This is a genomic window from Geodermatophilus sp. URMC 60 (genome assembly GCF_053502585.1).
In genome coordinates this window covers 2,068,828-2,081,699 of sequence record NZ_CP199958.1, presented here as the reverse complement: position 1 = coordinate 2,081,699, position 12,872 = coordinate 2,068,828, and the positions used below count along the sequence as shown (strand labels likewise).

Genomic DNA, 12,872 nt, shown 5'->3' with positions numbered 1-12,872 from the left:
GGCGCCTGTCCGCGTCCGAGCGCGCAGCCCAACTGAACCTCCAGCCACCACCCAGGGGTGACCGATGGCGACACGCGCATCGAACGGCGAGTCGACGATCTACAAGGGCGCCGACGGGCGCTGGCACGGGTGCGTCTCTGTCGGCTTCACGCTCGACGGCAAGCTCGAGCGCCGGCACGTCAGCAGCAAGAGCCGCGGCGTCGTGGTCGCAAAGGTCCGAGAGCTCGAACGCAAACGCGACTCCGGGACGGTCGGCGAGACATCGACCCCGGCTGTCGCCTGGTGGCTCGAGCACTGGCTGACCACCATCGCTCCGCGCCGGGTGCGACAGCGGACGCTGGAGAGCTACGAATCCGCCGTCCGCAAGCACCTCATCCCAGGCATCGGACGGCACCGCCTCGACCGACTGCGTCCGGAGCACCTCGACCAGCGCTACACCGCCCTGCTCGACGCCGGCTACTCCCCCGCGTCAGTGCTCCGGCACCACCGCATCCTGTCCCGGGCCCTCACGGTCGCGGTCCAGCGCGGCCACGTCCCCCGCAACGTCGCCGCGCTCGTCGACCCACCGGCGCAGCGGCCGAGCGACCTGGCCACCGCCCTAGACCTGGGCGAGGCCCGCGCCGTGCTGCACGCCGCGGTCGGCGTCCGCAACTCTGCCCGCTGGACCGTCGCGCTCGCCCTCGGCCTGCGCCAGTCCGAGGCGCTGGCGCTGCAGTGGAAGGACGTCGACCCGCTGGCCGGCACCCTCACCGCGCGGCGCAGCATCCACCGTGTCCGCGGCGGCGGGCTCGTCTACGAGGAGCCCAAGACCCGCCGCAGCCCGCGCACGCTGGCGTTGCCGCTGCCCCTGCTCGACGCACTGCGGGAACACAAGGCCGCCCAGCTCGGCGAGCGGATGCTCGCCGGCTCCGAGTGGCGCGACGAGGACCTTGTCTTCGCCCAGCCCAACGGCCGGCCGATCGACAAGAAGACCGACTACGACGACTGGACCCGCCTGCTGCAAAGAGCCGGCGTCCAGCACGTCCGGCTGCACGACGGCCGGCACACCGCGGCCACCCTGCTGCTGAGCGAGAACGTGCACCCGCGGGTCGTCATGGAGCTGCTCGGCCACAGCCAGATGCGCACGACCATGGACATCTACAGCCACGTCATGCCCGCGCTCGCCCGCGAGGCGGCCGACCGCATGGGCACCCTGCCGCTGCCGGGTGAGGGTGGGCAAACTGCAACCACAACTGCAACCAGAGACGACTCAGGCCGCTCCCCGGAGGGGAACGGCCTGGTCATCGGGGTGGAGCTGAGGGGACTCGAACCCCTGACCCCCACACTGCCAGTGTGGTGCGCTACCAGCTGCGCCACAGCCCCGCGTACAGCCCGGTCTGGTCTCCGAGCCGTGGACCAATGTACAGGGCCGCGCGGGCACGCCGACGCAGGGGGGCAGGGCGGGTCAGGCCTGTTTCATCTGGGCGATGCGGATGTGGTTGCCGAAGGGATCGCGGAGGCCGAAGTCGATGCCGTACGGCTGGTCGACCGGCTCCTCGGTGATCTCCACGCCCTTGGCCTTGAGCTCCGCGTGGGTCTCGTGGGCGTCGTCGCAGGCGAAGAACAGGTGCCCGCCGGCGGCACCCTTGGAGATCAGTTCCCGCACCTGCGCGGCGGTCTCGTCGCTGAGGGACGGCGGGCCCGGCTTCTCCAGCAGGACGGCGCGGTCGGGCTGACCGGGCAGGTTGACGGTCAGCCACCGCATGGGGCCGAAGTGCATGTCGGCCTGGACCTCGAACCCCAGCTTCCCGACGTAGAAGTCGAGTGCCTGGTCCTGGTCGGGCACGTAGATCTGGGTGATGGTGATGGCGGTCAGCATGGGAGAGACGCTAGGGAAGATCACACCTGGGGTGCTTCTCCGAAACTGCTCGGTCTGGCCCAGGCCATCGCGAAGCACGTCGGCACCGGCGGGAGCGGGCCGCGACGCCGGTAGGCCGACGGCGACTCCCCCACGACGTCCCGGAACACCCGGCTGAACGTGCCCAGGCTGCTGAAGCCGACGGCCATGCAGACGTCGGTCACGCTGCGGTCGGTGGAGCGGAGCAGGAACATGGCCCGCTCCACCCGGCGGCGCTGCAGGTACCGGTTGGGCGTCTCACCGAAGGTGGCACGGAACGTCCGGATGAAGTGCGCCTCCGAGACATGGGCGATGCCGGCCAGGGTCGGGACGTCGAGGGGCTCGGCGTAGGCGCGGTCCATCGCGTCGCGCGCACGCAGCATCCGCCGGTTCGCGTCCTCGACCCCACGGCTCACGGACGCGATCCCACCACGCGGTCAGACCTCGACGCCGCGCTCCGCCAGCCACGGGACGGGGTCGATGCGCTTGCCGTTCATGCCGCCCTGGTGCACCTCGAAGTGCAGGTGCGGGCCGGTCGACTGGCCGCGGTTGCCCAGCAGGGCGATCGTCTCGCCGGCCTCCACGTACTGGCCGGGTTCGACGAGGATCTGGTCCATGTGGCCGTAGACGGTCACGTCACCGTTCTCGTGGAGGACGTAGACGGCCAGGCCGAAGCCGCTGGCCGACCCCGCCCGGAGGATGACGCCGTCCATGGCCGCGTACTCCGGCGTCCGCATGGGAGCCGCCAGGTCGATCCCGTAGTGGAAGGTGCCCCACCGGCCCCCGTAACCGCTGGTGAAGCGGGCGCCGTCGACGGGCAGCACCGCCTTGGGCCGCGCGGCCTCGCGGGCCGCCTCGGCGGCGGCGGCCTCGGCCGCGGCGCGCTCGGCACGCGAGGCCGCGACCTCCGCCAGCCGGGCCTGCGCCTCGGCCTCGGTGATGGAGGCCATGGGCAGCGCCTCGACGTCCTCCGCCACGTCGGCTAGTTCCATCTGCGCGGTGAGCACCGAGGTCGACCCGGTCGGGACGTCGGAGGCGTTCGAGACCCCGGTCATCCCCGCGACCAGCCCGCCCACGACCAGTGCGGTCAGCAGCAGCGGGCCGCGGCGCGGGCCCGCTGCCGGCCGCCGGGCCCGCGAGGGAGCGGGGACCCGGGGGTCCCCGGGGCGCTGAGCGCGACGCCGACCGGCCATGCACCTACCCGTTCGTGGGAAGAACGGCCCGTTGCCGGGCTCGAGGGGATTGCCGCCGATCCAAACACTCCGTGATGGATCCGTGACCGGCTGCTCGGCGTGTCCTTCGGAACACGCCGCCAGTGATGTCGCACACGTCCGCCATGTCACAGGGCGAGTGACGGCGAGTCTGTTTGGAGAGGCCCCGGTGCGGCTAGGTTCGCGCTCCGGCGTGAAAACACCGCGCCTCGACGCCCTGCGCCCATCGCGGCTCACGCCACCGAGGGACGGCCCGGGACTGGCCGGACCCTAGTTGTCACGTGTAGTCATGATCATCGCCGCACCGTGCGCGGTCCCACGTGTCACCGGGGCCGCTCGAGGACCGCCCCGAGGGGGACGTCACCGCACGACCTGCACGAAGGAGGACCGACGCCGCATGACCACGGCAGAGCCCATGACGGGACCCCAGGCGCCGGCCCACAGCCAGGTCGCCGCCGCGCTCCTCCCGACGGTCCCCGGACCGGGGGCGCTGCAGGTCCGCCCGCTGACCCAGGCGACGTTGCACACCCACGACGCGCGGCTGGCCGTCCCCACGTACGACCGCAGCGCGCTCACCCCGGCCGTCGTCCACCTCAGCGTGGGCGGTTTCTCCCGGGCCCACCAGCTCATCTACTTCGACGAGCTCGCCGAGCGGCGCATCTCCACCGGATGGGGCGTCGTCGGCGTCGGCCTGCGGCAGCGGCACCTGCAGGACGCCCTCGCGCCACAGGACCACCTCTACACCGTCGTCGAGCGCAGCCCCGACGGTGAGCGCGCCCGCGTCGTCGGCGTGATGGTCGACTACCTCTACGCGCCCGACGCCCCCGCGGCCGTCCTCGACCGGCTCAGCGACCCGCGCACCCGCCTCGTCACCCTCACGATCACCCCGGGCGGTTACCTGCTCGACCCGCACACCCGTGCCTTCGCCGCGGACGACCCCGACGTCCGTCGCGAACTGGCCGAGCCGCACGCCCCGGCCACCGTCTTCGGCTACCTGGTCGAGGCCCTCGACCGACGGCGGCGCGCGGGCCTGGCGCCGTTCACCGTCGTCTCCTGCGACAACCTGCACCGCAACGGCGAGGCCGCCCGCGCCTCCGTCGTCGGCCTGGCCCGGCTGCGCGACGAGGTCCTCGCCCGCTGGATCGACGACCGGGTCGCCTTCCCCAGCAGCATGGTCGACCGGATCACGCCGCAGACCCCGCCCGAGGAGCGCGCCGCCCTCGCCGCCCGGTACGGGGTCGACGACCGCTGGCCGGTGGTCACCGAGCCGTTCTCGCAGTGGTTCATAGAGGACAGGTTCAGCCACGGCCGCCCGCCGCTGGACGAGGTCGGGGTCCGCTTCGTCCCGGACGTGGGCGACTACGAGCTGATGAAGACCCGGCTGCTCAACGCGAGCCACTCGGCACTGGGCCACCTCGGCTCGCTGGCCGGGTACACCCGCATGGACGAGCTGATGGGTGACCCGGTGTTCACCGAGTACGTCCAGCGGCTCATGGACGACGAGGTCACCCCACTGCTCCACCAGCCCGACGGGGTCGACCTCGCGGACTACAAGAGGACGCTGCTGCAGCGCTTCGCCAACCCGGCCATCGCCGACACGCTGTCCCGGCTGTGCCGGCGGGGCTCGGCCAAGCTCCCGCAGCACCTGCTGCCCTCGCTGCGCCAGTCCCGCGCCGCGGGCCGCCCGGCTCCCCTGCTCACCCTGGCCGTGGCCGGCTGGTGCCGGTACCTGCGCGGCACCGACGACGCCGGCCGCCGGCTCCCGCTCGAGGACCCGCGCGCCGACGGGCTCCGGGCCCTGGCACTGGCCGGCGGCGACGACCCTCGGCCGCTGCTCGGCGTCCGCGCCGTGTTCGGCGACCTCGGCGACGACCCGGCCTTCGTCGCCGACCTGAGCGCCACGCTCGAGCGCCTCGACCGGCTCGGTGCCCGTGCCGGGGTCGCCGCCGCCCTCGCCGTCCCGACCCTGCGCCTGCCCCGATGACCAGGAGCCCCATGACCACAGCCCCTCCCGGAGGTACCGCCCCTATGCCCGCCCTCCCCGAGCCGCTCGTCGCGCGGCTCGAGGCGCTGCTCTGCGACGCCGACGGCAACCTGTTCCCCTCCGAGGAACCGGCCTTCGTCGCCTCGGCGGACGTCACCAACCGCCTCCTCGCCGACCTCGGCGTGGACCGCCGGTTCACACCGGAGGAACTGCGGCTGGCCACGACGGGGATGAACTTCCGGACGACGTCGCGAAGGCTGGCCGCCGAGGCCGGGCAGCCCGACCTCGACGTCGAGCCGTGGGTGGCCGAGGAGAAGCGGGCCGTGACCGCACACCTGGGCGCCACCCTCACCCCGCACGAGCAGACGACGTCCGCGCTCACCGCCCTGTCGGCGCACCTGCGCCCGGCCGCCGTGAGCTCCAGCGCGCTGACCCGGCTGGCCGCCTGCTTCACCGCCACCGGCCTGGACGAGCTCATCCCACCCACCGTGCGGTTCAGCGCGGAGGACTCCCTGCCCGTGCCGACGAGCAAGCCCGACCCCGCCGTCTACCTGTACGCCTGCGAGCAGCTGGGCATCGCGCCGGAGGCCGGGCTGGCCGTCGAGGACTCCGTCCCCGGCGCCCTGTCAGCGGTGCGGGCCGGCTGCCCCACCGTCGGCAACCTGCTCTTCGTCCCGGAGGCCGAGCGCGCGGCCCGCGCAGCGGCGCTGTTCGACGCGGGCGTGCTCACCGTGGTCGACTCCTGGCAGCAGCTGGCCGATCTGCTGCTCCCGGTGCTCACCCGCCGGGCCGCCGGCGACCTGACCCCCACGGGAGGAGCTGAGTGAACATCGTCTACGTGGCCTTCCGCGGCCACTTCTCCGACAGCCCCCGCGCGCTCTACGAAGGACTGCTCGAGCGCGGCGTCGAGGCCAGCCACACGTGGCTCTCGGCCCCGCACACCCAGGCGACCTTCCCCGACGACATCGCCACGGTGACCTTCGGCAGCCCGGAGTCGATCACGGCGCTCGAGAGTGCGGACCTGGTCGTCTCGAACGACCACATCCCGCTGGACTGGGAGAAGAAGGCCGGCGCCCGCTACCTGCAGACCTGGCACGGCACGCCGCTCAAGCGGATCCACAACGACGTCCGCTGGGCGCCGGAGGGCCGGCTGGCCTACCTGGAGCACGACATCGCGAAGTGGGACCTGCTGCTCTCCCCGAACGCGGCGAGCACCCCCCGGCTGCGCAACGCCTTCGGCTACCGCGGGGAGATCCACGAGACCGGCTACCCGCGCAACGACCTGCTCAGCAGCCCCCAGCGGGACGCCGTCCGGGCCGCCGTCCGCGCCGACCTCGGCATCTCCGACGACCAGACCGTCGTCCTCTACACGCCCACCTGGCGTGACGACCTGGTGTTCAACAAGACCGGTCCGCAGGACTTCGAGTTCCCCGTCGACCTCGAGGAGTTCACCGCCCGGCTGGGGAAGGACCACGTGCTGCTGCTGCGGCTGCACAACATGGTCATGGACCGGCTGGAGGTCGTCGCCGGCTCGCCGGTGCACGACGTCTGCAGCCACCCCGACATCCGGGACCTGTACCTGGCCGCCGACGCCATGGTCACCGACTACTCCTCGACGATGTTCGACTTCGCCATCACCGGCCGGCCGATGCTGTTCTTCACCTACGACCTCGCCTACTTCCGCGACGAACTGCGCGGGTTCTACTTCGACCTGGAGGACGTCGCCCCCGGGCCGATGCTGTCCACCAGCAAGGAGCTGATCGACGCCATCGCCGACCTCGACGGGGTGCGGGAGCGCTACGCCGCCCGCTACGCCGAGTTCCAGCAGACCTTCTGCCACCTGGAGGACGGGCACGCCACCGAGCGCGTCCTCGACCTGCTCTTCCCGCCGGCACCGGCCGCCGGGACCACCACCCGAGGAGGGGACGACCGTGCTCGCTGACCGCGCCACCACCGCCGAATTGACCGGGTCGGCCCCTGCCGCCCCGGCCCTGGACGTTCCCGTCCAGGTCGTCATTCTGGCCGCCGGGATGGGTACCCGGCTGGGCCGGCCCTGGCCCAAGCCGCTGACCCCGCTGCACGACGGGCGCAGCATCCTGCAGCGCCAGCTCGACGGGCTGCGCTCGGTGCTCGGCTCCTCGGTCGACATCACGGTGGTCGTCGGCTTCGAGGCCGAGCGCGTCATGCGGGCGGTCCCCGACGTGCGCTTCGCCTACAACCCCGACTACCGGGTCACCAACACCTCGCAGAGCCTGCTGCGTGCCCTGCGGAACACCCGTGACGGCGGCGTGCTGTGGCTCAACGGCGACGTGGTCTTCGACCCGGCGGTGCTCGAGACCGCCCTGCCGGCGCTGCGGGCCGACGAGAGCTTCGTGTGCGTCGACACCTCCACCGTCGCCGACGAGGAGGTCAAGTACACCGTCGACGCCGAGGGCTGGATCGACCAGCTGTCCAAGACCGTGGTCGGCGGCCTCGGCGAGGCGGTCGGCATCAACCACGTGTCGTCCGCCCACAAGTCGGTGCTGATCGAGCACCTGGCCACCTGCGCGGAGCAGGACTACTTCGAGCGCGGCATCGAGACCGCGATCGCCTCCGCGGGGCTGCGCGTCCGGCCGCTCGACATCTCGCAGCACGCTGCCGTCGAGGTGGACTTCGAGGCCGACCTCGAGCGGGCCAACGCGATGTTCGCCGAGCGGAGCCACCTGCAGCCGGTCACCGGCGACCCCTCCTGAGCCCTGGTCCGGCCGGCGGGTCCCAGCCCAGGGGCAGGGACTCGTCGGCCGGACGGCGGCCGTCCCGGAAGCGGCGGGTCGCCGCCAGGCCGCCGACCACGCACCCGGCGCCCAGGGCGACCAGCACCGCCACCGCCGCGCGCGTCAGCAGCACCGGCCCGTCGGCCAGCACGTTCGCCGTCCACAGCACGTCGACGTCGGGCAGGCCCTGCACCAGCAGCAGCCAGCCCAGGAAGACGGCCAGCAGCGCGGTCAGCCCCCCGCGGCCCCGGGTGGCGGCGACGAGGCCACCGACGGCGACGGCGAGCGCCACCAGCCCGGGCAGCAGCGCCGACACCAGCGCGCCGGCGTGCGAGGAGACGCTCGCCGCAGGCTCGGGTGTGGTCGCCGCGTGGTAGACCGCGGCGCTCCCACCGACCACCAGCAGCACGCCCAGCGGCCGGGGACCGCGGCCGACGAGCGCCGCGGCGAGCGGGGCCAGTCCCAGGACGGCATAGAGCGGCCACACCACCCAGGCCGGCGGCGGCGGGCTCCAGGTCAGCTCGCCGCGCACCTGCACCTGGGTGCCGCCGTAGGTCATCGGCACGACCCAGGACGACACCAGGTGCTCGCGGGTCGGATCGGCGGCCACCTGGGGCGGCAGCAGGTCCTCGCTCATCCAGTGGGTGCGGTGGTCGTGCCAGACGTAGCCGGGCTCGGTCGACACCTGCACCCAGTCCGGCTCGGCGGTGGGGTCGGCGTTCTCGGGCAGGGAGACCCGGCCGAACCGGTCGAGGTTGATGTAGGTCGCCGGGCTGTTGGCGTTGCGCCACACGCCGTCCGGCCCGATCCGCAGGTACGGCTCGTCGGAGTAGCCGGGCACCTCGACCTCGGTCGCGGTGGGGTTGACCACCTCGAACTCGTCCCCGAAGGAGAGCACCCGCACCGCCACATCGGGCAGCGCCGGGTCCACCGACAGGACCCGGCCGTCGTAGTCGCTGCCCGCCGCCCCGCCACCGACGTGCGCCTGTGCCGGACCGGCCAGCAGCAGCGCGGCCAGCGCGCCGAGGACGACGACCAGCAGGCGGGCCGCTGCGCGCGTCACGCCCCGGCCACCAGGCCGAGGTCGCCGGCGATGTCGCGGCTGGTGTTGCCCGCGTCGAAGGCGACGTGGGCGAGGTCGTCGGCGCCGTACAGCAGCAGCAGCGAGGAGTGCAGCCGGCCGGTGTCCTCGGCCAGCGGCACGCCCGCGGCCAGCTGCGCGCGGTCGACCGCGGCCTGGTCCCCGGTCAGCCCGACGAAGCGGGTCGGCAGGTCGGCGTCGAAGCGGCCAAGGTACTCGGCCAGCACCTCGGGGGTGTCGAACGCCGGGTCGGTGGTGACGAAGACCACCTGCACCTGCTCGGCCAGCGCAGGGTCGACCCCGCGCAGCGCGACGGCGACGTCGGCCATCGTCGTCGGGCAGATGTCGGGGCAGTTGGTGTACCCGAAGAACAGCAGCGTCGGTGCCCCGGCGGTCCGGGCGCCGAAGTCGTAGGGCTGCCCGTCCGGGCCGGTGAGGGTGAACGACGGCCGCTGGTAGGGATCGGGCAGGTCCAGCCCGGCGTAGCGGTCCTCGGGGCCCTCGACGACCGCGGGTGCGCCGCCGTGGTCGTGGCCCTCGGCGGACGCGCTCCCGTCGGTGGCGGCGCCCCCGCAGCCGGCCAGCAGGAGCCCGGCCGCGACGGTCAGGGCGGCGAGCCGGTTGCGGGGGAACGGAGTCACGAGGACACGGTACGACGACCCGCCCGCCACCCCAGGACGACGCCGGCCACACCCGTGAGAAGCGCCACGATCGACACGAACAGCGCCAGCGCACCGGGGCCGGCGTCGACGTGGCCGGTGCTCGCCGCCGCGGTGTCGGTCGCCGTCTCGGTTCCGTCGTGACCGGCGGCGTCGGCGGTCGTGGCGGTGTCCGTCGCCGCCCCGCTCAGCGTCAGCACCGGCGCGGGGTGCTCCGGCTCGGCCTGGCCCTCGACGGTCGGCTCGATCCACGCCGACTCGGTGCCGTCGCCGTAGGTCTGCACCGTCGGGAAGGACAGCCGGTCGGCCTCGGGGAACGGCCCGCCGGAGAGGGCGAACTCCTGGAACTCGCCGGGGCGGATGCCGCCGCCGTCCACCGCGCGGAACTCCACGACCGACACGTAGCTGGTCACCTGCTCGCCGTGGCTCTCCAGCGGCGTCTGCAGGTCCGAGGTCGTCATGCCGACCGTCCAGCCGGGCACCGGCTGCGCCCGCAGGGAGGCCATCGCGGACTCCTCCGGGATGGCGATGCGCAGTGCGACGGTGCTGGCGGTGTCGCTCTCGTTCGGCACCCGGAAGGTGAGCTTGCCGAACCCGCCGGCCGTGGCGTCGGTCGAGGAGACGCCGACGTGCGCGGAGGCGGCACCCGCTCCGGCGAGGGCGGCGGCCAGCGCCGTCAGCAGGGCCACGACGACGACGCCGAGCCGCGCGAGGGGTCGGGGCAGGGATGAGGACACGGTTCTCCTGTCGGGACGGGGTGGAGCAGGGATCCGGGGTCAGCGCACCGGGAAGGTGGTGGTGGCGGTGCCGGCGGTGAACTCGTCGAGCCGGACGGTGACGGCCAGGGTCCAGGTGCCGGCGCCGGGGACCGTCATGCCGTCGCCGACGTAGTGGCCGGGACCGGCGGGCTCGAGGGCGACGTCGATCGGGCCGATCTCCTGCGCCGGCTCGGTGAGGGTCACCCGGATGTCGACGGGCTGGCTCAGCTGCCCCCGCTCGTCGAGCAGGTACACGTGCAGCGTGTTCGGCCCGGCGGCGGCCGGGTCGACCGACACCTGCACGCTGCCGTCCTCCCCCGCCGCGGTCTGCACCGGCAGGGTCACGTCCACCGGCTGGGCGACCTCCGCCCGCGCCGGCGGCGTGCCGACGAGCACGGCCGACAGCGCCAGCACGACGAGGCCGACCGCGAGCTCGACGAGCACCGAGCGGCGCAGTGCGGGCCGCTCGGCGGCGGCCGCGGCGGCCAGCACCTCGGCACGCGCACCGGCGGCCGAGGCGACCACCGGGTCGGGCTCGGTCTCCTCGGACGCGGAGAAGGCGTGCGCGGTGACCCGGCGGCGCGGGGCGGACCGGGGCCGCCGGACGCCGAGGTGCTGCTGCACCCACACCCGGGAGACGCCGGCCGCGGCGAGCAGCAGGAGGACCAGGGCCAGCTTGGCCAGCAGCACCCAGCCGTAGGTCGTCGTCACCAGGGCGGCCGGCGAGCCGACCTCCCGCACCGACTGGACGACGCCGGTGACCACCAGCGCGGTGACCGAGCCGGCGGCCAGCCGGGAGAACGGCGGCAGCGCCCGGGCGACGTCGTCCGCGGGGGCCTCCCCCCGCAGCACACCGCCCAGCAGCCCGGCCAGCCCGCCCAGCCAGACGGCCATCGCCGCGACGTGCACCGCCGCGGAGGCGACCGCCAGGCCCGGCAGCGGCCCGGCGACGGGGTGGCCGACGGCGGCGACCGTGCCGACGAGCGCGACGGCGAGGACGCTCCCGGCGACCACGTCCGGCAGGGAGGGGCTGCCCCGCCGCCACACCGTGCGCAGGACGACCGCCAGCGCGGCCACCAGGACGATCCGCACCACGTGCGCCGCACCGTTGCCCGACGCGGCGGTGGCGCCCAGCAGGGCCGGGTCGGCGACCGAGGACAGCCCGCTGCCCGCGGCGTAGGGGCCCTGCAGGAGGAGGGACAGCGCAGCGCCCGCGGCGACGGCGACCAGCCCGACGGTGGTCATGCGCCGCAGCCGCGCCGAGGCCCAGCCGGCCGGCCACGCCACCAGCAGCAGGACGGGTACGCCGATCGCGAGGGACAGCCCGGCGAAGCCCAGCCAGCGCGCTGCCGGCAGCGCCGCGGCGACGACCGGGTCGGTGCCCCCCGTGCCGGCGACGGCGTCCGCGGACACCAGCTCGCCGTCGCCCACCACGAAGGAGAAGGCGCCGGAGATGGGGTGCGAGTCGGCCGAGACCACGCGGTAGGTGACGAGGTAGCCGTCGTCGGGCAGGTCCGCCCGCAGCGGGACGACCACGACGTCGCCCTCGACCCTGGCGTCCCCGGCGTCGACCCGCTCGCCGGAGGCGTCGAGCACGCGGGCGTAGCCGGCGCCGAGGGAGACGCCCTCGGTGAAGGTCAGCGTGACCCGGGCCGGGGCCTCGGGGAGCCGGGCGCCCTCGGCCGGGTCGGTGGAGACCAGCTCGGCGTGCGCCGCGGCGGGCGGCGCGGTCGCCACCCCGGCCAGGGACCACAGCCCGAGCAGGGCCAGCAGGAGCAGGAGCGCCCCGGGCGCGCGGCGGGTCGCGTGTCCTTCTCGCCGGCGCTCGTCGTCCACGCTCCCCACGGGTGCTGCGCCCTCTCGTGACCTCGCGAGCTCGGTCATGCGGGCACCCGCTCGCGGCCGACGGCGGGCACCGTCCGGCGGCGGCGTCCGCGCCAGGCGACGGCGCCGACCAGCGCCACGCCGGCGAGCAGCACCAGGTGGGTGACCGCGCGCTCGGCGTGCACGTGCCCGGCCCGCAGGTCGGCGACGGTGAGCACGGCCAGCAGCCCGGCGAACGTGCCGAGGAAGGGCAGCGCACCGGCGGCCAGCCGCGGGGCGGCGGCCACGGCGAGGAAGGCCGCGGCGATGCCGAGGTTCCAGGCACCGGTCTCGTGCGCCATGTGCGCCGGCGCGCTCATGGCGGCGGTGCCGGCGACGACGGAGGGCCAGGCGAAGGCCATCTGCGCGACGCCGACGGCCAGCAGGGCCAGGCGGAGCGCGGCGGTGGCCAGCCGGGCGCGGGCGGCCGCGACGGTGCCCGGCAGCTCGCGGGGCAGTGCGGCCAGCACCGTGGCCGTGAGGTCGGGCACGGCCGGGGCGGGGGCCAGCCGGGCGCGGCGGGTGACCAGCTCGACCTGCCGGGCCCAGGCCGCGCAGGCGGGACACGCGTCCAGGTGCGCGTCGAGCTCGTCGGCGGGCAGGCCGGGCGACTCGCCGTCGAGCCGGGCCGAGACCGCCTCGCGGTACGGGGTGCACTGCATGATGGGGTTGTCGTCTCCCGGGGTC

General features: G+C 74.5%; 12 protein-coding genes, 1 tRNA gene and 1 pseudogene. 5 read left to right on the top strand and 9 right to left on the bottom strand.

Annotation, left to right across the window (positions count from 1 at the left end; translation table 11 throughout):
• Positions 1-64 precede the first annotated feature (64 nt).
• Positions 65-1,090, top strand: a pseudogene (locus ACWIX3_RS10000) (tyrosine-type recombinase/integrase); the annotation flags it as partial.
• A 199-nt stretch (positions 1,091-1,289) separates the two neighbouring features.
• On the opposite strand, the gene ACWIX3_RS09995 reads toward ACWIX3_RS10000, so the two are convergent.
• From ACWIX3_RS09995 to ACWIX3_RS09980, 4 genes are all read right to left on the bottom strand, one after another.
• Positions 1,290-1,362: transfer RNA gene (locus ACWIX3_RS09995), tRNA-Ala, on the bottom strand.
• An 82-nt stretch (positions 1,363-1,444) separates the two neighbouring features.
• On the bottom strand, positions 1,445-1,858 hold the full coding sequence (locus ACWIX3_RS09990) for a VOC family protein (protein WP_448611919.1): 414 nt from the start codon (positions 1,856-1,858) through the stop codon (positions 1,445-1,447).
• 20 nt (positions 1,859-1,878) lie between these two features.
• Positions 1,879-2,292, bottom strand: a complete 414-nt coding sequence (locus ACWIX3_RS09985; protein WP_448611918.1) for a helix-turn-helix domain-containing protein — start codon at positions 2,290-2,292, stop codon at positions 1,879-1,881.
• 21 nt (positions 2,293-2,313) lie between these two features.
• Complete coding sequence (locus ACWIX3_RS09980) at positions 2,314-3,069, bottom strand: M23 family metallopeptidase (RefSeq protein WP_448611917.1); 756 nt, start codon at positions 3,067-3,069, stop codon at positions 2,314-2,316.
• Between the two features lie 415 nt (positions 3,070-3,484).
• Between ACWIX3_RS09980 and ACWIX3_RS09975 the strand changes: the two genes are divergently transcribed.
• The 4 genes from ACWIX3_RS09975 to ACWIX3_RS09960 are packed head-to-tail and all read left to right on the top strand — an operon-like array spanning position 3,485 to position 7,803.
• Entirely contained in the window at positions 3,485-5,071 is a 1,587-nt protein-coding gene (locus ACWIX3_RS09975) for a mannitol dehydrogenase family protein (RefSeq protein ID WP_448611916.1), read from the top strand.
• A 44-nt stretch (positions 5,072-5,115) separates the two neighbouring features.
• Positions 5,116-5,898 (top strand): HAD family hydrolase, encoded by a 783-nt coding sequence (locus tag ACWIX3_RS09970; protein ID WP_448611915.1) that lies wholly within the window; start codon positions 5,116-5,118, stop codon positions 5,896-5,898.
• The gene (locus ACWIX3_RS09965; protein ID WP_448611914.1) at positions 5,895-7,013 is read left to right on the top strand and encodes a CDP-glycerol glycerophosphotransferase family protein; all 1,119 of its coding nucleotides are present in this window, start codon (positions 5,895-5,897) and stop codon (positions 7,011-7,013) included. Before ACWIX3_RS09970 ends, ACWIX3_RS09965 begins: the two co-directional genes overlap by 4 nt.
• Positions 7,003-7,803, top strand: a complete 801-nt coding sequence (locus ACWIX3_RS09960; protein WP_448611913.1) for a phosphocholine cytidylyltransferase family protein — start codon at positions 7,003-7,005, stop codon at positions 7,801-7,803. The genes ACWIX3_RS09965 and ACWIX3_RS09960 overlap by 11 nt, the downstream gene beginning before the upstream one ends.
• Here ACWIX3_RS09960 and ACWIX3_RS09955 read toward each other — a convergent pair.
• From ACWIX3_RS09955 to ACWIX3_RS09935, 5 genes are read right to left on the bottom strand one after another with little or no spacing between them, the layout of a single operon-like run.
• Complete coding sequence (locus tag ACWIX3_RS09955) at positions 7,784-8,887, bottom strand: hypothetical protein (RefSeq protein ID WP_448611912.1); 1,104 nt, start codon at positions 8,885-8,887, stop codon at positions 7,784-7,786. The two genes, ACWIX3_RS09960 and ACWIX3_RS09955, sit on opposite strands and share 20 nt — an antisense overlap.
• Positions 8,884-9,546: an SCO family protein gene (locus ACWIX3_RS09950; RefSeq protein ID WP_448611911.1), complete on the bottom strand. Its 663-nt coding sequence runs from the start codon at positions 9,544-9,546 to the stop codon at positions 8,884-8,886. The genes ACWIX3_RS09955 and ACWIX3_RS09950 overlap by 4 nt, the downstream gene beginning before the upstream one ends.
• Positions 9,543-10,301, bottom strand: coding sequence for a YcnI family protein (locus ACWIX3_RS09945; RefSeq protein ID WP_448611910.1), 759 nt, complete (start codon positions 10,299-10,301; stop codon positions 9,543-9,545). Before ACWIX3_RS09945 ends, ACWIX3_RS09950 begins: the two co-directional genes overlap by 4 nt.
• Before the next feature lie 39 nt (positions 10,302-10,340).
• Positions 10,341-12,206, bottom strand: a complete 1,866-nt coding sequence (locus ACWIX3_RS09940) for a copper resistance CopC/CopD family protein (protein WP_448611909.1) — start codon at positions 12,204-12,206, stop codon at positions 10,341-10,343.
• Positions 12,203-12,847: a zf-HC2 domain-containing protein gene (locus tag ACWIX3_RS09935; protein WP_448611908.1), complete on the bottom strand. Its 645-nt coding sequence runs from the start codon at positions 12,845-12,847 to the stop codon at positions 12,203-12,205. The genes ACWIX3_RS09940 and ACWIX3_RS09935 overlap by 4 nt, the downstream gene beginning before the upstream one ends.
• Positions 12,848-12,872 lie beyond the last annotated feature (25 nt).